Here is a 23120-nt window from a genome sequence, read left to right as displayed (position 1 = left end):
ACCGGCAGCAGCACCCAGCACAAGGGCGTAACCCCTGACGTGAAGCTTCCTACAGCGTTGGATCCTGAACAGTTCGGCGAAAGCTCGAGCCCCAGCGCATTGCCATGGGATGAGATCCGCGGAACCATGTACCAGAAAACACCGGTCATCAACGACCGCGTTATTGCAGGATTGAACAAATCGTATAACGACAGGCTCAAGAAAGACGCCGCGCTGAACCGTTTTGTCAACGAGACGGAGGAAGCCCGCAAGAACCTGCACGACACCAAGATCTCATTGAACGAAACGGTGCGCAAGAAAGAGATGGAGGAAGCCGAGAAGCGTTCGGCCGCCGCCAAGCTCAACACCAAGATCGCCGGCAAGGAGAAAGAACAACCCGGCGGCGAGCTTTTCGAGCTGGACGACGAATACCTGCGCGAAGGACTTTTTGTGCTCAGCGACCTGATCACAACCAAGATCGGCTAACCTTATCGGCACCCAAGAACTCAGATCCCTGCCATCAGCACGACGGCAGGGATTTTTTTTACGGGGCCCTGACTTAAACTTTAAACTTTAAACTTTAAACCTTAAACCTCCAACCTTGAACTTTAAACTTCCAACCTTAAACTTTAGACTTCCAACGCCTAATTTTCTTCATTTTATTACTTATTTTGGACGCTGTACCTTCTGATTCATGAGTGAAGAACTTTTAAAGGCCATCATTCAACTTTTTGCTATTGTTGCCCGTGAACGGATCACGGAAGATGAGCGGACGAACGTAAAAGAATTCCTGAGCCTTCACCTTAACCGGGAGGCGACTGCCTACTACCTTAAACTTTTCGACGAGCTGAGCCATTCGCACAAGATCGAAAGTGCCCAGGATCTCAGCAGCCTTGATATTGATACCCAGCAGTTTGTAGACGACTGGGCCAAGATCATGCAGATCGTTAAACAGGTGAACCAGGCGCTCACCATGCAGCAGAAAATGGTGTTGGTGGTTAAGATCATCGAGCTGGTGCACGCAGACCGCGACATCTCAGACCGCCAGGGGAACCTGATTTTTTACATCGGCCAGGCGCTGAAGATCCCCAAAGGCGATATGCAGGCGCTGAAAAGTTTTGTGACCGGGCAGGATATCGATGAGCTCGCATCCCGGAACGTGCTGATCATCGACGAAGGCTCAGATGAAAAACCTTATCCCGGCCCACGCATTGTAGAAAAGAACCTCACCGGCCTTATTGCCATACTCCGGGTACCCGATGCCGAGACCTATTTCATCAAATACCTGGGCATCACCACCCTTTACCTCAACAGCATTTTATTAAAAAGCCGGAAGGTGGATATCTTTCCTACCGGTAGCACCATACGCGGCGACAAGATCGAATCCATCTACTACAGCGATGTTGTCGGACGATTTTTGACAGGAGAAAGCACGTCGCACATCACCTTTACGGCCGACCACCTTTTCTATCATTTCAAGAGCGGAAGGGCCGGCCTTCAGAATGTGAACATCGCTGAACAGGGCGGCAAGCTCATCGGTTTGATGGGTGCCAGCGGTTCGGGCAAATCAACCCTGCTCAACGTGCTCAACGGCACCGAGAAACCCTCCAGTGGCCGGGTGCTGATCAACGGTATCGATATCCACGAACAGCCCAACAAGGTTCAGGGGATCATCGGCTACATTCCGCAAGACGACCTGCTCATAGAAGACCTCACTGTTTTTGAGAACCTCTACTATGCCGCACGCCTCTGCTTCGGCCACTATTCCAAAGAGGAGACCAACAAGCTGACAGAACAGGTGTTGCTGAACCTCGGCCTTACCGAGATCAGGAACCTGAAGGTAGGCTCCCCGCTGCAGAAGACCATCAGCGGTGGTCAACGCAAGCGCCTGAACATCGGCCTGGAGCTGCTGCGTGAGCCGGCCATCCTGTTTGTTGACGAACCGACTTCGGGGTTGTCGTCACGCGACTCTGAAAATATCATGGACCTGCTTAAGGAGCTTTCGCTTCGTGGTAAAATGGTGTTCGTGGTCATCCACCAGCCTTCGTCTGACATCTTCAAGATGTTCGATACGCTCATCATCATGGACTCTGGCGGCTTCCAGATCTATTATGGCAACCCGGTTGACGCCGTGATCTACTTCCGCGATGTGATCAACGCCGCCAACAAAAGCCAGGGCGCCTGCCCCGAATGTGGTAACATCAACCCCGAACAGGTCTTCAGCATCATCGAGACCAAGGTGGTCAATGAATATGGGCGGCTGACCAACACCCGGAAGATCTCGCCGGGCCAGTGGTACCAGTATTTCAAGCAGAAGGTGAAGCTACCACGGATCCAGCACGTGAGAGAAGAGCTGCCCGTGGTTCAGGAAATTCCGAACTGGTATAAACAGCTCAAGGTGTTTATCACCCGCGACGTGCTGGCGAAGCTGGCCAATACGCAATACCTGTACATCAACCTGTTCGAAGCCCCGGTGCTCGCATTCTTCATCGCCTTCATGGTGAAGTACTACAATGTACTGGAGGGTGAAGACAAATACGTATTCTACAACAACCACAACATTCCTGTATACTTTTTTATGAGCGTGGTGGTGGCGTTATTCTTCGGCCTTACCATGAGCGCGGAGGAGATCTTCAGAGACCGCAAGATCCTGAAGCGTGAACAGTTCCTCCACCTGAGCCGCAGCAGCTACCTGACCTCGAAGGTGGCTGTGATGTTCTCCATTTCGGCCATTCAAACCATTCTCTTTATCCTGGTGGGCAACGCGGTGCTGCAGATCCCGCTCACAGAGCTTCGTTACTGGTTGATCCTGTTCAGCTGCACGTGCTTCGCCAACATGCTCGGCCTCAACATCTCGGCATCGTTCAACTCAGCTGTTACCATCTACATCCTCATACCGTTGCTCATCATTCCGCAGCTGCTGCTGAGCGGCGTGGTGATCAGCTTCGACAAGTTCAATCCCAAGGTTGGCAAACCCGTAGGCATCCCGGTGATGGGAGAGATCATGGCCTCGCGCTGGGCTTTCGAAGCGTATATGGTTACGCAGTTCAAGGACAACCCTTTCGAAAAGCAATTCTATGACCTCGACAAGGTGATCGCACAATCGGAATACAGGCGTGTGTACTTCATTCCGGCGCTGGAATCACGGCTGGCCTACTGCCTGAACAACAGGGCCGCCTGGCGGAACCCGCGCAACGCTGAAATGACGGGCGCGCTGGCATTGCTGCAGAACGAGATCCGTTACGAGCTGCAGAAAGTAGGTGAAGATAAATTCCCGGACATCAACCGGCTGGCCATTGGCAAATTCGATTCGTCTGTTTATGTCAAGACAAACCAGTTCCTGACTACCCTCAAGCAGTATTACGCCAACAGGCTTAACCGCGCAGCAGGTGAAAAAGAAAAGCTGATCGCACAGATGACCTCCACGCCCGAGCGGAAGGCGGCCTTCGAAGCTTCCAAGGCAAAATATGTGAATGAGGCGGTCACCGATGCCGTCAAAAATATGACCAACGCAGAAAGGATCGTTTCGTATGATGGCGAGCTGATCCAGAAGATCTATCCGATCTACATGGATGAGCACAGGCCGGAGCATGCTTTCGACTTCTCTGCCAGTCTGTACCAGCCCGTAAAACACTTCCTGGGCTTCAACATCGATACGTTGTATTTCAACATAGCTGTGATCTGGTCCATGACGGTGGTGCTGTTCGTCACCTTGTACTTCGATGGCCTCAAGAGATTGATCAAGTTGCTGGAGGGCAATCGCAAATACAGGCGGAGAGACCGGCAGTAAAGTTCCGGGGCTTTTTATAATTTTGGAGCGTGAATCAACTGAACACCATATGAATTCTAAACTACTGAAGAACCTCGCTTTTTTGACATTAGCCCTGCTGGCTTTCGCCTGTGCCACTAAAAAGGACGACGCCGGCGACCACGATCATGCCGCTGAAGCAGATCAGAAAGAATGGAAAGAAATGGATGAGTTTCACATGATCATGGCTGAGACCTTCCATCCTTTTAAAGATTCTGCCAACCTCGAGCCCGCCAGAAGCAAGGCAGGAGAGCTGGTGGCTGCCGCCGATAAATGGATCAGCGCGCCGCTTCCCGAAAAAGTGAATAACGATGCCATGAAAGAAAAGCTCGGCCAGCTCAAAACAGAAGCCTCATCCATGGCCCAGGCTGCCGGCTCCGGCGATGATAAAGCCCTGGAAGAAAAGCTCACCAGGGTGCACGACATCTTCCACGCCATCCAGGAAGACTGGTATGCAGGTCATGGGCACGAACACGGTCATGAACACCATTAAATAAAGTACGAGGGACGAGGTACGAAGTACGACGGCTCGATCTGCGTTTATCGTACTTCGTACCTCGTAAATCGTACCTCGAAACATGCTCAAGGTTGCCTGGACTGAATCATACGTGTTGCCACTGCCGCCGAACCACCGGTTCCCGATGAGCAAATACGAGATCCTGCCACAACAGCTGCTGCACGAAGGTACCATCACCGCCGCCAACCTCTTTCATCCAGGCCAGGTGAGCAAAGAGCTGATCCTGCTTACCCATGAAGAAACTTACTGGAACAAACTTCGCGACCTTGCCCTCACTCCAAAGGAGATCCGCCGCACAGGCTTTCCGCTGAATGCCGAGGTGGTGAACCGCGAGATCACCATCATGCAGGGCACCGTTGAATGCACACACTTCGCCCTGCAACACGGTATCGCCATGAACATTGCCGGTGGAACACACCACGCTTTTACTGACAGGGGCGAAGGGTTCTGCCTGCTCAACGACATCGCCATTGCTGCCAATTACCTGCTCTCCGAAAAACTTGCCAAGAAGATCCTCGTGGTCGATCTGGACGTTCACCAGGGCAATGGTACAGCACAGATCTTCCGCAACGAGCCCCGCGTGTTCACCTTCAGCATGCACGGCGCCAACAACTATCCGCTGGTGAAAGAAAATTCAGACCTCGATATAGGGCTTGCCGATTTTACCGACGACACGTTCTACCTGAGAACGCTGGACACCAACCTCAAGAACCTGCTCGATACGGTGCAGCCCGATTTTATTTTCTATCAGTCGGGCGTCGACATCCTGGCCACCGATACCCTTGGCCGGCTCAGCATCAGTCGCGAAGGTTGCAAACAGCGCGACCGCCTTGTGCTGGAGCTGGCGCACCGGAACAAGATCCCGCTCGTGGCCAGCATGGGCGGCGGATACTCTGCCGACTTCCGCGACATCATTGAAGCACATGCCAACACCTACAGGCTGGCACAGCAGATCTTTTTCTGATTCGCCATCGCATAAAATTGTATGGCCGTACACGTTTGTTTAACATTTCTCTTTATATTTCCTGCTTACAGATCGTAAATTCCTCATGGCAACAACGACCGTTAGCCCGTCAACTGACAAACGAAAATTGTGGTTTGTCATTTCCGCTTCTTCCGTAGGCACCCTTATCGAATGGTACGACTTCTATTTGTTCGGCAGTCTTGCTACCATTCTTTCGGCCAAGTTCTTTCCCACTGGTAACGAGACAGTGGGATACCTCTCGGTGCTGGCAACCTTCGCCGCGGGGTTCATCGTGAGACCGTTCGGGGCCATTGTGTTCGGCAGGCTGGGCGATCGTGTGGGAAGAAAATACACCTTCCTGGTCACGCTCGTGCTGATGGGTGGCTCTACCTTTGCCATTGGCCTTGTACCGGGATATGACACCATCGGTATTTTCGCGCCACTGATCGTAGTAACCCTGCGCCTGTTACAAGGGCTCGCGTTGGGTGGCGAATATGGCGGAGCCGCAACGTACGTGGCTGAGCATGCGCCTCCTGGCAAACGTGGTTTTTATACGAGCTTCATTCAGACCACGGCCACGCTGGGGCTTTTTGTATCCATCGGCGTGATCCTCGGCGTAAGGCAATCACTGGGCGTGGATGAGTTCAACGACTGGGGATGGCGCGTACCTTTTATTCTCTCGGCGGTTTTGGTGGCGGTCTCCATCTACATCCGTCTGAAAATGCAGGAGTCGCCGCTGTTCAGCAAGATCAAGGCAGAGGGCAAGATCTCGCGCAACCCGATCAAGGAAAGCTTCGGCAACAAAGAGAACCTGAAGCTGGTGCTGCTCGCGCTGTTCGGCGCTACGGCAGGGCAGGGCGTGGTCTGGTATACCGGACAATTCTATGCCATGACCTTTATTGAAAAAACCTGTCAGGTCGATTTTATTCAAACCCGTAACATCATCGCCATCGCCCTGGTGATCGGCACACCACTCTTCATTTTTTTCGGATGGTGGTCTGATAAGATCGGAAGGAAAATGATCATGATGGCGGGAATGCTGCTCGCTGTTTTATTATACAGGCCCGTGTACAAGATGATGTACGATCTCGCCGATGTTAAACAACAACAGGAGCAGGTTGAACGCAAAACCATTTCAAGAACAAGATCAACCAACGAACAGGGGGCCTCTGTTGTGTCTTCCAAAACCACGCACTTTTTTCTCAATGGAAACAGTGTGGTGGAATCGTCCACGCAGGTCGACGATGCCGCGCCCGCCGTCAAGAAAGAAGTACAGCTTGGCGATCACAACTACTGGATGATGGTGCTGCTTGTAACGTTGCAAGTGGTGCTGGTGACCATGGTGTACGGACCGATCGCTGCTTTCCTTGTAGAATTGTTCCCGACAAAGATCCGCTACACGTCCATGTCGCTGCCTTATCACATTGGCAACGGTGTGTTCGGAGGGCTCACGCCTTTCCTGGCCACTGCGTTGTACGAAGCCAGCAAAACGGAGGCTAATCCGGGTGGAGATCCTTTTGCCGGACTATGGTATCCCATTGCCGTTGCAGGCGCCAGCTTCCTGATCGGCATGGTGCTGCTCAGCAACAAGAAGGCCGAAGAGGTTATGGAGTAGCCGTATACCATTTCAATTAATATATTGCATCGGTAAAGGCATGTTCCACGGGGAGTGGTGTCTGTCTGCTAGACTGACGACCGGCATTTAAGACAGCTGGTTCGTTAGCATTGGAAAGGGATACGAATATTCAACACCGGTTTTGGCTAAGAAACAAACACAATGGGCCCAGGTTGGCAAAAGAAAGGTGGAGCTTTCCAACCTTGACAAGATCATCTTTCCTGAAGACGAAGTGCTGAAGGCTGAGGTGATCGAATACTACCTGACCATTGCGCCCACCATTCTCAACCATATCAAGGGCAGGGCCATGACCCTGATCCGTTTTCCCGATGGCGTTCATGGTGAAAGTTTCTACCAGAAGAATAGGCCTCAATGGGCTCCCGAGTGGATCGAGTTTGCCACTTTGGGCAAGGAAGAAAAAGACTACATTCTGCCTACCGAGCCCGCCGTGCTGGTGTGGATCGCCAACCTCGCAGGCCTGGAGCTGCACCAGCTTCACAGTCGCAAGCCTCATTTTGACAAACCCGACTACATGGTGTTTGACCTCGATCCGCCCGAAGGTTACGATTTCAGAAAAGTTGTACCCATAGCCTTCGAGTTGAAAGCGCACATTGAAACGTATGGGTACACACCCTTCGTGAAGACCACAGGAGGAAAGGGCCTGCATATCTGCTGCCCCCTGGAGCCTGCGCAGGGATTCTCGGAAGTGTTCGATGCCGCCCAGCTCATCGCACAACCTTTTGTTGAAAGTCATCAGAACGATACCACGCTCCACATCAAAAAGGAAGCGCGCAAGGGCAGGGTGCTGGTGGATATCTACCGGATCCGTTCGGGACAGAGCATTGTTTCACCCTACAGCCTTCGGGGCAGGGTAGGCGCGCCGGTGTCGATGCCACTGACGTGGGATGAATTAGCCGACGTCACCAACCCGGCAGTCTTCAACATCAAAAATGCCGTGGAGAAAGTAATGGCCGACGGCGATGCCTGGGAGAGCATCGATGCCTACGCCGTGGAGCTTCACACCCACCGCAAGGCGAAAGCCGCCAGCAAAAAACTTCCTCCCAATAAAAAGCACAAGTCGCCCGAGCAGCTGGAGACCTACAAGCAGAAACGCGACTTCGAAAAAACACCGGAGCCCGCTGGCGAGATCATCACCGGAGGCAACAACAATTTTGTAGTGCACCGCCATCATGCGTCTCACCTGCATTATGACCTGCGCCTGGAACAGGAAGGCGTTTTAAAATCATGGGCGGTGCCACGCGGGTTTCCGCCACGCCCGGGAGTGAAACGCCTGGCCGTGCAGACCGAAGACCACCCGATGGAATACCTGAAGTTCGACGGCAAGATCCCGAAAGGTCAGTATGGCGCCGGAGAAATGTGGATCTACGCCCTCGGCAAATACCAGCTTACGAAAGAGAAAAAAGACGGGTTCTACTTCAGGCTCAACAGCAAAGAGATGACGGGCGAGTACCGCATGCACAAAACGAAGGAGAAGGAATTCCTGCTCGAACGTGTGGACGCGCCCCAGATCGACTGGCTCAACCAGTTCATTGACCCGATGTTGTCGGAGACCGCCGATAAACCTCCGCTGGGGCCGGATAACATCTATGAGCTGAAGTGGGATGGCATCCGTGCGCTGATCGCCTACGAGGAAGGCAAAATGCGGATCTATACGCGCAACCACATCGACGTAACAGCCCAGTTCCCCGAGCTGCTCGAGGGCGAAAAAGCGTTCCGCGCCACCAACGCGCTCTTCGATGCGGAGATCGTATCGCTCGATGCAACGGGCAAGCCTATCTTCAAAAAAGTGATCAACCGCATGGCAGCCCGCGGTGAATCCAACATCCAGAAGCTGTCGAAGACCAATCCTGTATACTGCTACGTGTTCGACTGCCTCTACCTGGATGGACGCACCCTCATCGGCGAGCCGCTCACCAAACGAAAGGAATGGCTGAAGGACGCCATCCGGCCCGACACGCCATACCGTGTAAGCGAATTTGTGGAAGACGGTGAATCGCTCTTCGAAGCCGCGCGCGAGCATGGCCTTGAAGGCATCATGGCAAAAAAACGCGACAGCAAATATCTTCCCGGCAGGCGCAGTGACTGCTGGCTCAAGGTGAAAGTACGCCAGAGCGCAGAAGTGCTCATCATCGGTTACACCGCGGGCAAAGGCAACCGGGGACAAACATTTGGCGCCCTGCACATCGCCGAAAGGGTAGGCAAGGAGCTTCATTACCGTGGCAAGGTAGGCACCGGCTTTGACGACAACATCATCAAGGAAGTGCTGAAAGAGCTTAAAAAAGTAGATACACTGAAAAGTATCGATGTTGTGGGTGAGCTGCTCGACAGAAAGACCAGCACCTGGCTCGATCCCAAGCTCATCGTTGAGGTCAGCTATTCAAAATTGACTCCGGATAATATGTTCCGCGAACCAGTCTTTTTGAGGCTGCGCCCTGACCTGAGCGAAGTCTGAGGTACGAGGTACGAAATACGAGGAACGATGAATGCAGATCGGGCTGCCGTACCTCGTATTTCGTATTTCGTATTTCGTACCTCGTACTTTTTACTCGCACGCTTTCGATTTCACCTTCCGCTCCACTTCCATGCCCAGCTCTTCGGCGCGTTTCAGATCGGCGCAGGCCAGGTCATTCTTCTTCAGCTTGATGTGTGCCATGGCCCGGTTGTAAAACGCAAGCGGGTAATCGGCATAATAGATCAGTGCTACGTTATAATCTTCGATGGCATCGTCATATCGTTCAAGCTTCACCAGCACGTTGCCACGGTTCAACCATGCCTTGGCAAAGTTCTCCTTGAGCTCAATGGCTTTGGTGTAATCAGAGAAAGCGCCCTTGTAATCTTTGATCTTCTCCTTGGCCAGGCCTCGTCCCAGCCAGATCTCCACGTTGCCGGGATCGATCTCCAGCGCCATGCTGTAATCGTCAATGGCCCCCTGGTAATATTTGCTTTCGTAACGTTGTTGCGCCCGCTCCAGGTATGGATACAGCATCGTGGAATCGGCTTCAATGGTTTGGTTCAGCCGTTCTTCCAGCGACGTGGTCTGCTCTTTCTTTGAGCGCAGCGCTTTCAGGTTGTGGTTGGCGAGTGTGTGCCGCGGGTTGAGCTTCAGGGCCTGCTCGTAATCATTGATGGCAGTGGAGTCGTTCAGGCTTTCTTTTACAAGCCCCCGGTTCACAAAGTAATCCGGTTCCGTGGCATTGATCCTGATGGCCGAATCGAAATAGTGCTTTGCTTGCGGGAAGTTTTTAAGCTTGGATTCCGTGAGGCCGAGATAATTCAGGATATAAGAAGCGTGATTGTTCTGGCCGGTCATGGTCATCATTGGATTTTTGTCATCCACAGACATGGCCTGCTTATAGAAGATGGCATTGGTCTCGCCGGAAGAGGGCAACAACAATAACTTTAAAAAATCTTCCTTCGCCTGATCGTAGAACCCGATGCGGTAGCGCAGCACAGCGCGGTTGATGAGCACCTCCCGGTGTTCAGGAAACTTCTCCAGGTAAATGCTGTAATCTGTGAGGGCTCCATCGTTGTCTTGGAGCTGCTCTCTCACGGAGCCGCGCAACGCGTACGCATCCATAAAACCCGGATTCACTTTCAGGCATTGGTCCAGCAACGCAAGCGCTTCTTTATATTTTCCGCTGTTATAGGCGCGCTCCGCTTCTTCATGAAGCTCATATGGCTTTTTAGGCTTGTCCTGCGCCAGGCACGACAGTGATAGCATCACCGGAAAGACAAAGAGAAAAATGAGCCTGATCACCATATGTTTAACATCCATTTTCGCGATTAATTTAACGAATATTCGGTCATACCGGGCAAACCCTTTATTGTCATTTGCTGTTTAAGCAGGTATGGAAACCACAGCCAAAAAATCATCCAGAAAATCTGCCCCTCGCGGTGCCGACAACAAGATCCAGGCCGCTTACATCGAATACGTTCTTAACCACGGCCACAGGCCCGCATCCGTATTCAAATTCTGTACCGACCTGGGCATCAAGGAAGAGGCTTTTTATGACCATTTCGGCACCTTTGAAGGACTTGAAAGGCACATCTGGAAAGGTTTCATCGATACAACGACGGAGCGATTAAAAGCTGATAAGGAATACGCCGCTTTTTCGGCGCGCGAAAAGATACTGGCCTTCTATTATACTTTTTTTGAAGAAGTAAAATCCTCCAGGAGCTTTATGTTCGTGCAGCTGGAAGACCACCGAAAGCTGGAGCTGGTCCCCGGGTTCATCAAAGACTTCAAGTCCGCCTATGAAGCATACGTAGAGCATACCCTGAAGGCAGGGCAGACCACCGGCGAAGTAGCTAAGCGGCCATTGCTTGACAAACAGTATCCCCGCCTCTTCTGGCTCCACATGGGCTTCCTGCTGATGTTCTGGAAAAATGACAGCAGCGCAGGATTCGAAAAAACTGACGCTGCCATCGAAAAGTCAGTGAACCTGGCTTTTGACCTCATCGGAAAAGGCGCTGTGGACTCTGTGATCGATTTTGCAAAATTCCTCTACCAAGCGAATAGCCGCCGACTTTAGTCGGCCGTACCGGATGCCGATCTCAAAAGTTAAGATCAGATGAAAGAATTCGAGAAGATACCTGTTACCAAAGTTCAGCGGGCGACCAAGTTTATTACCACGGGCGCCAAGATCGGAAAGAACTATCTCAAGCACTATGGTAAGAAGCTGGTAAACCCCGATGTAAGCCGTGACGAGCTTCATGAAGACAACGCCAAAGACATCTATAACTCTCTCAGCGAGCTGAAGGGCAGCGCCCTCAAGGTGGCCCAGATGCTGAGCATGGACAAGAATCTTTTGCCCCAGGCATATCAGCAGAAGTTTGCCATGGCCCAATACAGCGCCCCCCCACTCTCGTATCCGCTGGTGGTGAAGACGTTTCAAAAACATTTCGGAAAAGGTCCCGAGCAGATCTTCGACACTTTCACCCGCAAGGCAATGAACGCTGCCTCTATGGGGCAGGTGCACCAGGCAACTGTGGAAGGCAAAAAGCTCGCCGTGAAGATCCAGTATCCCGGCGTGGCCGATAGCGTAAAGTCTGACCTCGCCATGGTGAAGCCGATCGCCCTCAGCATGTTCAAGCTCAATCCTGTGGAGTACGACGAGTTTATCCAGGAGGTGGAGATGCGCATGATGGAAGAGACCGATTACGTGCTCGAGCTGCAGCGCTCCATCGAGCTCTCACACAAGACCAGCCACCTTCAGCACGTGGTGTTCCCGAAATATTACCGTGAATATTCATCGCCCCGCATCCTTACGATGGACTGGATCGAAGGCAAGCCGCTGGGGGAGATGCTGCACAAGCCACTGCCCAAAGGCGCCGGTGACAAGCTTGGCCAGGCTATGTGGGACTTCTATCATTTTCAGATGCACCAGATCAGGGCCGTGCATGCAGACCCGCATCCTGGCAACTTTATTATAACTCCTGACCATGAATTGGGAGTCATCGACTTCGGCTGCGTGAAGGTGATCCCCGACGACTTTTACAAGACGTACTTCCGGCTGCTGGATGCCGACCTGCTCACCAACAAGCAGAAAAGGGACGAAGTTTTTTATAAACTCAGGTTCATTTACCCTGATGATACTGCCAAGGACAGGGCATTCTTCACAACGCTCTTCTCCAAGCTGGTGGAGCTGCTGGCCAGGCCTTTCCGCTCAGATACCTTCGATTTTGCCGACAGCGCCTACTTCGAGACGTTGTTTTCCTTTGGCGAAGAGATCTCCAATATGAAGGAGCTGAGGCAATCCAAAAAAGCGCGGGGCCACCGCGACGCGGTCTACATTAACCGCACATATTTTGGATTGTATAACATTCTGCATGATCTGAAAGCGAAGATCAAGACGGTTTACTAGGAACGAATTAGAAACAAGGTGTGAAATAGGTACGAGGTACGAAATACGAGGTACGTGGGGGTTCCGTACTTCGTATTTCGTACCTCGTACTTTTATACGCTTTCTATTTTATAAAAGAGTCGACTTTGTCAAAGAACCATTGCGGATCATCGTAAAAGATGAAGTGTTTGGCGGTATCTGAAAGCTCCACCTTTGCATTTTTAACGGCAGCTACCTGATCCTGGTATCCTTTCAGGGCGCTTTCGCGGGTTACGCCGTATGGTTTGTAGGCGATCCACGCGCCGAGCAACAGCACCGGGCAATCAATGGCCGAGACGTTGCTGCGAAGGTCGGTGGTAAACATCTCGTACATCACCTGGCCCTGCGGTTTCGAGTCGGCTTTCACAGCGATCTGCACTACCTGGTCAACCCTTTCCGGGCTGGTGATCATGCTGGGCAGGTATGCCTTCTGGTTGGCCATTGTTTGCTCAGGGGTTTGATTAGACATACCGTTGCGGATCTGGGTGGCCATGGGCGTTGAGCTCTCGACCGTAGCTCCCGGCGTCATAATGGCGGGCATGAAGGGAAGGCCATCTACGGCAACAACTTTTTCAAAGATGCCAGGAGCGCTCGAAGCCGCCCAGAACGAGATGAAAGCTCCCATACTATGTCCCATCAGAATGGGCTTCTTCAGCTTCTTCGTTTTGGTATAGGCAATCACATCGTCTTTGACAGATGACAGGAAATGGTCGTTCAGACTTGGGGCATTCCCACCGAATCCCGCAAGGGTAAGAATATGGCACTCATACTGTTTCTGGTACCGCTCAACGGTCTCCTTCCATACGTCTCCATTGCAATACAATCCATGAATAAGGATCATTGGCTTGCCTTTACCTTTCACTTCGGCAGTGAAGAACGTTTGTGCACTCAACAATCTGCTGGCCAGTAGCAGGCAGAATATCAGCCCGATAGCCGGGATGGAGTATAGTCTTTTAGTCATAAAGCTTGTGTGTTTTGTGTTGAACATGCCTCAAAAAACGGCCACCGCCGGGGGATGGTGAATTTTATTTGACCAACCGGAGTAGATCGTTGACCAAACGAAACGAAGTGCAAATCAGGTACGAAGTACGAGATACGAGGTACGGCAGCCCCGGTCTGCATTTATCGTACCTCGTATTTCGTACCTCGTACTTTATTTGATCAACGGATTTCTACAGTTGGTCAATCAGATCCTGAAAGAATATGTTCAGACGCTTATTTTTACAGGATGCAGGAACATAAGCCATCGCTCTGGAGGCGGTTATACAGATACAAGATGCACCATGTGGTGTTGTGGATCGTCTATTTTATTTTCTGGATCTTCATTTATAAAGACTATTACAACTCCTTGTTTTCCGTGGCAGGCGTCACGGGCATCTACTTTATTTTCAGCGCCACAGCCTTTTATGTGACGGTCTATTACCTGCTGCCCCGTTACCTGTACAACAGCAGGTATGTGATGTTCTTCGTCCTTTTTCTCCTCCTGTTGCTGGTCTGTTCTTCGGGGCTTACCACAACGCTTTATATCATTTTCAGCCGGTATAGTCCTGAAGCGGTGGCCAACCTCAAGGTCTTTTTTTCGATAGCGCTGGCTTCCATCGGTACCATGGTGGGTGTTCTGGCTGCCATCAAGCTGGTGGTTGAAAAGATCCGCTCGGAGCAGGTTGCCAGGCAGCTCGAGAAGGAGCACCTGGCCAGCGAGCTCCAGTACCTGAAGGCACAGGTGAACCCGCATTTTCTTTTCAACGCCATCAACAGTGTTTATTTCCTCATCAGGAAAAATCCCGACCACGCAGCCGAAACATTGATCAAACTTTCTGACCTGCTGCGCTACCAGCTTTACGATTGTGCCGATGACAAGATCGCGGTAGAGAAAGAGATCGACTACCTGAAAAATTTCATTGCCCTTGAAAAGATCCGGAAGGGGGAGAAAGTAAAAGTAAAGTTCGAGCAGGAGGGGACCTTGTCGGGATTTGAGATCGCCCCGTTCCTGCTGATCCCTTTTTTCGAAAATGCTTTCAAGTACGTTTCCAATTTCAGCACACAAGAGAATTCCATTGACATCACGCTCAAGCGCGAGGATGACCAGTTCTCCGCCACCATTGTCAACACCACCGATAACGTGATAAACAACGGCGTGGGGGGCATCGGCCTCCGGAACGTGAAACGCAGGCTTGAGCTGCTGTACCCCGGCAAACATCGGCTGGAGATTGCCGACAAGGCTGGCCGTTATTCCGTAAATTTGTCACTCACCATCGCATGAACGTTAAGATACAGACCATCATCGTTGAAGACGAGCCCCTGGCCCGCGAAGGATTGCTGTCGTATAGCAAGGAGGTGGATTTCCTCTCCGTACGGAAAGTATGCGAAGATGCGCTGGAGGCCAACCAGGCACTGGCAGAGGGAAATGTAGACCTCATGTTCCTGGATATCCAGATGCCGAAGATCACTGGTATTGATTTCCTCCGATCGCTGAAACATCCGCCCATGGTGATCATGACCACGGCTTACCCCAATTTTGCCCTGCAGGGATACGAGCTCGACGTGCTGGATTACCTGGTGAAACCCTTCCCGTTCGATCGCTTCCTGAAAGCAGTGAACAAGGCGCGCGACTTCTTCGAGCTCAGGACCCGGAATGCCGAAACAGGGCGCCCTAAGGACGACTACTTCTTCGTCAAGTGCGATTACCGTTATGAAAAGATCCAGTTCAGGGACATCCTGTACGTTGAGGGAATGGAGAACTACGTGGTCATCTATACAGCCGCCCAGAAGTTTGTTACGCTGCTGCGGATGAAGACGGTGGAGGAAACCCTTCCGGCATCAGATTTTATACGTATCCATAAATCGTTCATTGTCTCGGTCAGGGCCATCTCATCCATCGACGGAAACGAAATGATCGTAGCCGGGAAAAGGTTGCCCATCAGCCGGGAGAAAAAGAGTGAGATACTGGAGCGCGTTGTGAAGAATTAACCACGAGCCGTTTTAGCGAAGAGCTGCGCGCAAGAGCGCCTTGGCTTTCCTTGTGGCTCAAGGCTGGCAGCCAGAAGCTAGACCAGCGGCCGGACGTCAAAAAATTCTTCAATCAGTATTGGAAACTACTACATTTTCAATACCTTAGGCCCTCCAGCTTCATTTTTTAATCTAAATAGAAACCATTATGCGCGCGATCTGGAAAGGCCACATACAGTTCTCATTGGTTACCATCCCGGTAAGGATCTACAATGCCATTGATACCGGTCAGACCATCAGCTTTAACCTGCTCTCGAAAGAAGGGCATAACCCTGTGAGCTACGAGAAGAAAGACAAGGTCACAGGAGAAACGTTGAAGACGGAAGACATTGTAAAAGGATACCAGTATGAGCCGGGCCAATACGTGATCATCGAGCAGTCCGACCTGGATAAGGTAAAACTGAAAAGTGAAAAGATCATTGTCATCGATGGTTTTGTGGATGCTTCAGAGGTTCATCCCACACTGTTCGAATCTCCGTATTACATCGGTCCGGATGGTGATGTTGCCGCCAAGACCTATGGGCTGCTTTCAGAAACCCTTAAGCAATCGGGTAAAATAGCCGTGGGAAAGGTTGTGCTGCGCGATCGCGAAACGCCACTGCTGCTGGCGCCGATGGATGGCGGTATTGTAATGTACCGGCTTCGTTATCCCCACGAGGTGAAAGCGATGAAAGACGTGCCGCAAATGATGGACGTGAAGGCCGATAAGGAGCAGCTGAAGCTTGCCAAGACCCTGGTGGATTCTATGACCGTGAAGTTCAACCAGATTGAAATGAAAGATCACTACTATGATGCGTTGAAGGCCATCATCGACGCAAAGATAGAGGGCAAGGAAGTGGTTATACGCGAAGAAGAGACGCCGGAAGTGGTGGATATCATGACAGCCCTGAAGGCCAGCATCGATGCCGCCAAGAAAAAGCCGATGGAGAAAGCCAAAGGCGAAAGCGCCAAGAAGGCAAAAGCGGAGAAACCCGCCAAGACCGCCCGCAAAAAAGCGAGCTGACGACCTTATGAGCAAATAGGTACGGGGTACGATTTACGAGGTACGAGGTAGGTCTTGCGGAAATCCAGTTGTAATCCATTACCTTTGCAGGAATGGCGAAGATCATCCAGTTTTCTGCTAACCCTGCTCCGGAGAAGTTCGGCCCGCAGCGTGCCCGCACGAAAAAAGGAGAAGAGGGCGTAAAACCCAATCAGCTTAATCTCTTTACCGGCGGTAAGATCGTTAAGCTCAACCACCTCTCGCCTTTTGAAGAGGCCCTTCTCACAGACGATCACGACGACAAAAGATCAGCACGACTGCTGTACCAGAAAGCCATTGAAGCCGGCGATAGTGTTGCCGACGCCTATTGCAACCTAGGCATCCTTGAATCGCAGGAAGGCAACAATTCCAAAGCCATCGATTGTTTCACCATGTGCCTCAAGCACCAGCCGCGGCACTACGAAGCGCATTATAATCTCGCCAACCTCTTTGCCGAAGCCGGGAACTACGCGCTCGCCAAACTTCACTACGAGATCTCCATCGAAATTGAGCCTTCATTCTCAAACTGTTATTACAATCTTGGCCTGACGCTGGCCCTGAACAAACAGTACAAGGAAGCCATTGAGGTCCTTACCAAATACCGGGAGCTCACACCCACCGAAGATCACAAGCAGACCGATGACCTGATCTTCAAGCTGTCGGGCTTGTTATAAGGTGAAGTAGGTGATGAGGAACAGGATCAGCCTGTATGCTTCCAGCGCAATAAAAAGTCCCAGCATTCCCAATACAACCTTCACTATCAGGATCTTGCCCTTCTGTCCGTAGAAAGTCCTTCCGGCCTTGAACAGGAAATACATATTGGTGAGCACAAAGATGATGGTGAGTGTAAAATCATCGAGGTACTTCTCCCAGCCGGCGTGAGTCCAGTGAAGCAATTTGTTCACAACCATCAGGAACACCGAAAGGAAGAGCGCGTTCATGGCAAGGTTGAAGCTGGTGAGCTCCACGGCCAGCGTGACGTGGTCCGTAAAAAAACGGTTCTTCTTCCGGTAGATCACCATCATGGGCAACGAGGCCACCACCACAAATACAATGATCAGGAGCTTTGCCAGGCTGGTGGATTTCTGGTTGTACATCAGCTCATATCCGGTAAGTGAAAGCCTGTCGTGCCCGATCTTTGAATACACCATTTGCCGTACCAGGGCGCTGTGGGTGCGCAGGTACATCTGGGTTCTCAGGGAGGTATTGAAAAGCTGCAGAAGCGGGAACAGGAAATAGATAAGGTTCAGCACAAAGAACAGCTGCAGTGGCCTAACGTAGTTCACCCTTCGTCCTTCTGCATATTCTTTGGAGAGGAATCCCGGCTTGCCTATTACGAGCAGCAGCGTGCGGAGGAACTTGTTGTCGGAGATCGCCAGGAAATTGGTCATCAAGCTGCGGAAGCTCCTGTCTTCGCGTTGCAGCACTTTTTCGCCGCACACATTGCAATAGGTTCCCCGGAAGGTATTGCCACAGCTCTTACAGGTATGCTCAGCGCTTAGCGGGTCAGGACGTGTTTCTGTGGTGCCTTCAGTTTCGTTAACAACTTCCATTGCGGTGGCTGCGGTTCGGTAAATGATAATTGCCGCAATCTACAACAACTTCATGAAGGTCTTATTTCTTTCAGCACTTTCCGGCCGCGGCTCACAAACGCGGGGCTTCCAAACGGGAGCTGGTCTTCGATCAGGATGGCGAGCTCCTGCCTGAGGTCAGGATTTTGCCGGGCGATGGAGGCCAGCACTGTCATTGAAAACGCCCGGATAGCAACCGGTTCTTTCGGGTCCTGAAGATACCCGAAACAGATGTCGGCCACCTGTCCCTGGTGCCGTTTGGGGATCTCGATGAATTGCAGCAGACGCACCGTGTTGCGTTTGACGGCGTCGTGGATGCCAGGCTTTTTCAGGTAGTTGAGAATGGTCTTCAGGTGGGGGATGATCAGCTTTGGCTCACGTTCCGCACAATAGCTCAGCGGCCATGCAGCCCGTTGTGTGATGCGATAAGGGCCCGTGAGGAAGACATCAACCAGTACTTTAAGTCGAGTGGGATTATCTCCCACATAATCAACAATTTTCATTGTTTTAGCGCGGGAATGCTCCCGGGAGAGCTCTTTTCTTATATCCATTTAAAGCACACAGTGATCGATTATCGCATATAAAGACGGGTAAACCCTTGTACCTGAATTAGTTTACCGTTTTGAACTAACTTATTTATACAAATAAAGGCAGAACATATGGCGATAGCAGCGGCGCTCTCAACGATGATATTCCAGCTAGGTCTCTGCATTTTCTGTTTTGTAAAGAAGACAGGAAGCATTAAAACCTCCCTTAACCATCATCAAATCAAGGCTTCGGTGACATCATAAAAGCTATGATGAAAGAAATGATCGACAGCACAAAGCCGAACATGAAGATGTTATAGGCGATCCGCAGGAATTTGTATTTCCTGCCCAGCACCTTTCCGAGATAGTAGATGTCCTTGATCAGGCTTCCGTACAGGTAGTCTGCATCCTTCATCATCTCCTTCATGCTCCAGGCATAGTCTTCAACATTCATGGCGTGAAAGTTACCGAAGAAAAGGAGGTTGGTGCGTTTGCCTTTGATGTCGTCGCGTGTAAACCGTCCGTCAGACAGGTTGGGCCGGGTTGCCAGGATCGCAAATACGGTAGTAGCCAGGCAGACGGTGATCAGCATAATGGTGGGGATGACCAGCCGGGGGTTTTCTTCGAGCTTGCGCACCAGCACCGAAACCACCACCGAAAGGATAATGGAGTTGATGGTGATAAGGATGTTCGCCTTGTTATCGGCCATCTGGCTTAACATCAGATGATTCTGCGAGGTGGTCCGGAACATGGTCTCGATCCCGCGATCGGGTTTAAGGATCTTCTCCTTCTCCAGCTTCGAGCGCAGCTTCACCACTTCTTCTTCAAGCTTGTGGTATTTCTTTTCGCTGAACTCGGGCTTCAGCAATTTCCTCAGCTTTTTAATGTTCTTTTTCTTTCCCTGCTGCAGTATGGTCTGGCCGTAAGGTGTGTGATATTGGTGGCCTTCCATAAACTCCAGGTTGGTTCGGGTCCATTCTTTGTCTGTCAGGGTGCGGTCGCCGATCTTCTCCCATTCTTCCCGCAGCTTATCTGATTTTTCGGTGCATGCCTCGTTGGACAGGTGGTACAGGTCTGCATCGCAAAGCACCTTGCTGATAAGCGACCTCGGCTGTTGGGGTACCTTGGTTGACATGATCGCCTCGGTTACTTCCATGATCTTTTTATGAGGGGCGCCCCATTGTGTGAGCAGTTCTTTGGCTTTATCCGCAGCCTTTCGCTCGTGGTCTATCGCACCTTCTGCATACCCAGTGTCGTGAAACCATGCGGCAACCACCACCGATTCGAGCTCGTCTTCGCTAAGATCGCTCTGTGTACCGATCTCTTCTGCAGCTTTCACCACATCCAGCGTATGGCCAATATTGTGAAACGACCGCTTGTCAAAAGCCCGGTCCTTGAATACCCCTTCAGCAAACGCACGTGCTTGCCTGATCAGTTCTGATTCCATAGATCGATAAAGGTAAATATATTTTTCCAGTAACGATAAATAAAGACGGACCATCTCACAAAACGAATTTCCGTCAACTGGGAATAATTAACCGGACTATCAAGACACGATGTGGGCATTTTTCAGTTTTGCACGGAGAGAAGCTACCGATAACCATAACACCGCGGCCCCACCAATAAAGACATAAGGGCGGTTTTGTTCAAGACCCGGGTTTTCGCACACGAGCTTAGTGAATGAGACCAGACACAGGTAACTTCCGCTGGCAATGCCATTACCACCTAAAAAGGCTGTGGCACCATCTCCCAGGTTTGATCTGTCTCCTTTAATGATGGCATAGGCAACGAGGCATAACATGCCAGTGAAAACAGTGAAAGTATTCAAACTTGAATCCAGGAAGGTCAAGAGAGAGGGTGTTTAAGTAAGAGATAATTTAAGACTTGCGCGTATTCCTTGAGGCTCTCCACTTCTCTTCGGCTTCTGCCAAACGGTCACCAAAGAGACCAACAATAACACCTACCACAGCGCCCACAATTGAACCGGTTGAACCGAAGATACCACCTGCCATATGGCCACCCGCCGCAAAGGCGATGGCTGTTCCAATGTTGTCGAAGATCTTTGTGTTTCTCATAACTTTAAAATTCTTAATATGAAATTACATATGGACCATCGGATCTCCCAACCCTATTATGAAAAAAATATCGAGATGCTTCAAATAACTATTCACAAGATATACTTGTTCCAGGTTGCGTTATATATAACGGTAAAAGTTTAGCGACATAAAAATCCCTATAAGAAAAGCGGACATTCGATCACAATCACTGCGCTGCAATATCATTCATTGCTTACCTTTGACACATAACTAACGTGCACACACAAGTATAGAATGTTTGTATCGAGTCATGATGTGATTAAAGCAAGGCCGCTTATATTGCTTTGCCTCTTTGTTTTCTGCTGCATACCACTTCAGGCGCAGCAGGTTGATTCCCGTGTAACACATTCTTTCTTTCTCGTAGGCGATGCCGGAGAACCATACATCCCAAACATGACCCTGGGAAAAGTGCTGCGACAACAGGTTACGCAGGCAGGTACACCAGCCACTGTGTTGTATCTCGGCGACAACATCTATCCGGATGGACTTCCGGCACCAGGCTCCTCATCACGGCAGCGCGGTGAAGCGATCTTACAGACACAGGTTGACTGGATCAAAGGGCTTAACGCAAAAGGCATTTTTATTCCTGGCAACCACGACTGGCAGCACTGGGGCAGAAAGGGTTTGCAATACATAGGTTATCAGCAACAATGGATAGACTCGCTCAAAGATGAGAACTTTACACTCATACCGCAGCAGGGATGTCCGGGCCCCGTAGAGATCGCGGTGAGTGGAGAGCTGCTCCTGGTGATCATCGATACGCAATGGTTCCTGCACCAGTGGAACAAGCCCAAAGAAGACGGTCCCTGTGAAGCCAAGACCACGGCGGAAGTGCTGAGCCTGCTGGCCGACATCTTCGAACGTAATCACGACAAGCGCATCGTCGTGGCAGCGCACCATCCCCTGATCACTTACGGTGAGCATGGGGGAGTCTTCACGTGGAAAGATCATCTCTTTCCGCTGACCGGCATCAACCCGGGCCTGTACGTGCCGATGCCTGTGGTGGGATCGTTGTATCCGCTGTACCGGAAATTCTTCGGGCATATCCAGGACACGGCCAATCCGGTATACAAGGAGTTCGGCCAGGCCCTCCAGGATCTTTTGAAAGAATACCCGGGCACCATTTATGTGGCCGGCCATGAACATGCGCTTGAGTACATCGTGAAGGACAGTACCCACTATGTTGTGAGCGGCGCCGGCGCAAAGACGACTTATGTAAAGAGGGGGAGACACGCGGCTTTCGCGAAAGACGTTACCGGCTTTGCAAAGCTGCTGGCTTATGAGAACGGTGAAGCATCTCTTCATTTTTTTGAGGTTGACAACGAAACGCCTGAGGGACGCGAGATCTTTACCACCACGATCCCGGCATCATATCGCCTGAAAAAAGCGGCCACCCAGTCTGTGCCTGACCTTGCAAACAAGTTTGTCACCGTTAGAGCGAGTGACCAATATAAAGCAGGGCCCTTACGCAAAAGTCTGCTGGGAGAAAACTACCGGCAGGAGTGGGCCACCCCATTGCAGGTACCGGTGTTCGACATTGGCAGCGAAAAAGGAGGGTTGAAGATCTTACAAAAGGGCGGAGGACAACAGACACTCTCCCTGCGGCTCGAAGATTCAACCGGGCATGAGTACGTGATCCGGTCTGTAGAAAAGTATCCTGAGAAAGCAGTGCCTGAGATGCTGCGCAAAACCTTCGCCCAGGACCTGGTGCAGGACCAGATCTCGGCGTCTCATCCTTATGCAGCGCTGGTGATCGGTCCGCTGGCAGAAGCGGCGGGGATCTACCACACCAATCCCAAACTGGTGTATATCCCCGATGACCCACGCCTGGGCAGCTACCAGAAAACCTTCAGCAACATGCTTGCCCTCTTCGAAGAACGGCCTGCGGGTGACTGGTCGGAAGCAGGGTATTTTGGGAATTCAGAGAAGATTGTGAACACAAGTAAAGTCATTGAGAAGACCACGGTTGACAATGACAACACGGTTGACCAGGAGTTTGTGCTTCGCTCACGACTATTCGATCTCGTGATCGGCGACTGGGACCGGCACGATGACCAGTGGCGGTGGGCTACACTCGGAGGCAAAAAAGCATCCGTTTTCAGGCCCATTC

General features: G+C 51.3%; 20 protein-coding genes. 13 read left to right on the top strand and 7 right to left on the bottom strand.

Annotated features, from left to right (window positions below):
• The 6 genes from KK083_RS31185 to ligD all read left to right on the top strand — a co-directional run.
• Positions 1-465: carboxy terminal-processing peptidase (locus KK083_RS31185; protein WP_254170080.1), on the top strand; the 465-nt coding region annotated here is incomplete at its 5' end.
• 208 nt (positions 466-673) lie between these two features.
• Positions 674-3769 carry an ATP-binding cassette domain-containing protein gene (locus KK083_RS31180; protein WP_254170079.1) on the top strand — a complete coding sequence of 1032 codons (3096 nt, stop codon included), beginning with the start codon at positions 674-676 and terminating at the stop codon, positions 3767-3769.
• Between the two features lie 49 nt (positions 3770-3818).
• Positions 3819-4280 carry a hypothetical protein gene (locus KK083_RS31175; protein ID WP_254170078.1) on the top strand — a complete coding sequence of 154 codons (462 nt, stop codon included), beginning with the start codon at positions 3819-3821 and terminating at the stop codon, positions 4278-4280.
• An 85-nt stretch (positions 4281-4365) separates the two neighbouring features.
• The gene (locus tag KK083_RS31170) at positions 4366-5268 is read left to right on the top strand and encodes a histone deacetylase family protein (RefSeq protein ID WP_254170077.1); all 903 of its coding nucleotides are present in this window, start codon (positions 4366-4368) and stop codon (positions 5266-5268) included.
• Positions 5269-5353: 85 nt separating this feature from the next.
• Complete coding sequence (locus KK083_RS31165; protein WP_254170076.1) at positions 5354-6883, top strand: MFS transporter; 1530 nt, start codon at positions 5354-5356, stop codon at positions 6881-6883.
• A 142-nt stretch (positions 6884-7025) separates the two neighbouring features.
• On the top strand, positions 7026-9356 hold the full coding sequence (gene ligD / locus KK083_RS31160) for a non-homologous end-joining DNA ligase (RefSeq protein WP_254170075.1): 2331 nt from the start codon (positions 7026-7028) through the stop codon (positions 9354-9356).
• A gap of 90 nt (positions 9357-9446) precedes the next feature.
• On the opposite strand, the gene KK083_RS31155 is transcribed toward ligD, so the two are convergent.
• Entirely contained in the window at positions 9447-10679 is a 1233-nt protein-coding gene (locus KK083_RS31155) for a tetratricopeptide repeat protein (RefSeq protein WP_254170074.1), read from the bottom strand.
• Positions 10680-10752: 73 nt separating this feature from the next.
• Here KK083_RS31155 and KK083_RS31150 point away from each other — a divergent pair, with 73 nt between their 5' ends.
• Together KK083_RS31150 and KK083_RS31145 are read left to right on the top strand one after the other, a co-directional pair.
• The gene (locus tag KK083_RS31150) at positions 10753-11436 is read left to right on the top strand and encodes a TetR/AcrR family transcriptional regulator (RefSeq protein WP_254170073.1); all 684 of its coding nucleotides are present in this window, start codon (positions 10753-10755) and stop codon (positions 11434-11436) included.
• A gap of 39 nt (positions 11437-11475) precedes the next feature.
• Positions 11476-12768 carry an ABC1 kinase family protein gene (locus KK083_RS31145; protein ID WP_254170072.1) on the top strand — a complete coding sequence of 431 codons (1293 nt, stop codon included), beginning with the start codon at positions 11476-11478 and terminating at the stop codon, positions 12766-12768.
• 103 nt (positions 12769-12871) lie between these two features.
• Here KK083_RS31145 and KK083_RS31140 read toward each other — a convergent pair whose 3' ends face one another.
• Positions 12872-13747 carry an alpha/beta fold hydrolase gene (locus KK083_RS31140; protein WP_254170071.1) on the bottom strand — a complete coding sequence of 292 codons (876 nt, stop codon included), beginning with the start codon at positions 13745-13747 and terminating at the stop codon, positions 12872-12874.
• Between the two features lie 267 nt (positions 13748-14014).
• Here KK083_RS31140 and KK083_RS31135 point away from each other — a divergent pair, with 267 nt between their 5' ends.
• The 4 genes from KK083_RS31135 to KK083_RS31120 all read left to right on the top strand — a co-directional run bounded on the left by KK083_RS31135 (position 14015) and on the right by KK083_RS31120 (position 17490).
• Complete coding sequence (locus KK083_RS31135; protein WP_254170070.1) at positions 14015-15049, top strand: sensor histidine kinase; 1035 nt, start codon at positions 14015-14017, stop codon at positions 15047-15049.
• Positions 15046-15756: a LytR/AlgR family response regulator transcription factor gene (locus KK083_RS31130; RefSeq protein WP_254170069.1), complete on the top strand. Its 711-nt coding sequence runs from the start codon at positions 15046-15048 to the stop codon at positions 15754-15756. Before KK083_RS31135 ends, KK083_RS31130 begins: the two co-directional genes overlap by 4 nt.
• A gap of 187 nt (positions 15757-15943) precedes the next feature.
• Positions 15944-16798: a non-homologous end joining protein Ku gene (gene ku, locus KK083_RS31125; RefSeq protein WP_254170068.1), complete on the top strand. Its 855-nt coding sequence runs from the start codon at positions 15944-15946 to the stop codon at positions 16796-16798.
• A 92-nt stretch (positions 16799-16890) separates the two neighbouring features.
• The gene (locus tag KK083_RS31120; protein ID WP_254170067.1) at positions 16891-17490 is read left to right on the top strand and encodes a tetratricopeptide repeat protein; all 600 of its coding nucleotides are present in this window, start codon (positions 16891-16893) and stop codon (positions 17488-17490) included.
• Here the strand turns inward: KK083_RS31120 and KK083_RS31115 are convergent.
• From KK083_RS31115 to KK083_RS31095, 5 genes are all read right to left on the bottom strand, one after another.
• A complete protein-coding gene (locus tag KK083_RS31115) occupies positions 17485-18369 on the bottom strand; it encodes a DUF3667 domain-containing protein (RefSeq protein ID WP_254170066.1) in 885 nt (294 codons plus the stop codon). The two genes, KK083_RS31120 and KK083_RS31115, sit on opposite strands and share 6 nt — an antisense overlap.
• A gap of 50 nt (positions 18370-18419) precedes the next feature.
• The gene (locus KK083_RS31110; RefSeq protein WP_498366321.1) at positions 18420-18938 is read right to left on the bottom strand and encodes a HEAT-like fold family protein; all 519 of its coding nucleotides are present in this window, start codon (positions 18936-18938) and stop codon (positions 18420-18422) included.
• A 217-nt stretch (positions 18939-19155) separates the two neighbouring features.
• Positions 19156-20361 (bottom strand): Pycsar system effector family protein, encoded by a 1206-nt coding sequence (locus tag KK083_RS31105; RefSeq protein ID WP_254170064.1) that lies wholly within the window; start codon positions 20359-20361, stop codon positions 19156-19158.
• Positions 20362-20460: 99 nt separating this feature from the next.
• Positions 20461-20763 carry a hypothetical protein gene (locus KK083_RS31100; RefSeq protein ID WP_254170063.1) on the bottom strand — a complete coding sequence of 101 codons (303 nt, stop codon included), beginning with the start codon at positions 20761-20763 and terminating at the stop codon, positions 20461-20463.
• A gap of 28 nt (positions 20764-20791) precedes the next feature.
• Positions 20792-20989 (bottom strand): hypothetical protein, encoded by a 198-nt coding sequence (locus KK083_RS31095; protein WP_254170062.1) that lies wholly within the window; start codon positions 20987-20989, stop codon positions 20792-20794.
• 414 nt (positions 20990-21403) lie between these two features.
• Between KK083_RS31095 and KK083_RS31090 the strand changes: the two genes are divergently transcribed.
• On the top strand, positions 21404-23120 hold a 1717-nt coding region (locus KK083_RS31090), incomplete at its 3' end, for a metallophosphoesterase (protein ID WP_254170061.1).

This window comes from Chryseosolibacter histidinae, assembly GCF_018598225.1.
Taxonomy (GTDB): Bacteria; Bacteroidota; Bacteroidia; order Cytophagales; family Cyclobacteriaceae; genus Chryseosolibacter; species Chryseosolibacter histidini.
Note: the sequence above shows the minus strand (reverse complement) of the source record. Positions and strands in the feature narration are given on the sequence as shown.

Bases quoted from the DNA above. Each gene is read 5' to 3' on its own strand.
- KK083_RS31180 (WP_254170079.1), top strand. From the start codon at position 674: ATGAGTGAAGAACTTTTAAAGGCCATCATTCAACTTTTTGCTATTGTT.
- KK083_RS31175 (WP_254170078.1), top strand. From the start codon at position 3,819: ATGAATTCTAAACTACTGAAGAACCTCGCTTTTTTGACATTAGCCCTG.
- KK083_RS31170 (WP_254170077.1), top strand. From the start codon at position 4,366: ATGCTCAAGGTTGCCTGGACTGAATCATACGTGTTGCCACTGCCGCCG.
- KK083_RS31165 (WP_254170076.1), top strand. From the start codon at position 5,354: ATGGCAACAACGACCGTTAGCCCGTCAACTGACAAACGAAAATTGTGG.
- KK083_RS31155 (WP_254170074.1), bottom strand. From the start codon at position 10,679: ATGGATGTTAAACATATGGTGATCAGGCTCATTTTTCTCTTTGTCTTT.
- KK083_RS31150 (WP_254170073.1), top strand. From the start codon at position 10,753: ATGGAAACCACAGCCAAAAAATCATCCAGAAAATCTGCCCCTCGCGGT.
- KK083_RS31145 (WP_254170072.1), top strand. From the start codon at position 11,476: ATGAAAGAATTCGAGAAGATACCTGTTACCAAAGTTCAGCGGGCGACC.
- KK083_RS31140 (WP_254170071.1), bottom strand. From the start codon at position 13,747: ATGACTAAAAGACTATACTCCATCCCGGCTATCGGGCTGATATTCTGC.
- KK083_RS31135 (WP_254170070.1), top strand. From the start codon at position 14,015: ATGCAGGAACATAAGCCATCGCTCTGGAGGCGGTTATACAGATACAAG.
- KK083_RS31130 (WP_254170069.1), top strand. From the start codon at position 15,046: ATGAACGTTAAGATACAGACCATCATCGTTGAAGACGAGCCCCTGGCC.
- ku (WP_254170068.1), top strand. From the start codon at position 15,944: ATGCGCGCGATCTGGAAAGGCCACATACAGTTCTCATTGGTTACCATC.
- KK083_RS31120 (WP_254170067.1), top strand. From the start codon at position 16,891: ATGGCGAAGATCATCCAGTTTTCTGCTAACCCTGCTCCGGAGAAGTTC.
- KK083_RS31115 (WP_254170066.1), bottom strand. From the start codon at position 18,369: ATGGAAGTTGTTAACGAAACTGAAGGCACCACAGAAACACGTCCTGAC.
- KK083_RS31110 (WP_498366321.1), bottom strand. From the start codon at position 18,938: ATGGATATAAGAAAAGAGCTCTCCCGGGAGCATTCCCGCGCTAAAACA.
- KK083_RS31105 (WP_254170064.1), bottom strand. From the start codon at position 20,361: ATGGAATCAGAACTGATCAGGCAAGCACGTGCGTTTGCTGAAGGGGTA.
- KK083_RS31095 (WP_254170062.1), bottom strand. From the start codon at position 20,989: ATGAGAAACACAAAGATCTTCGACAACATTGGAACAGCCATCGCCTTT.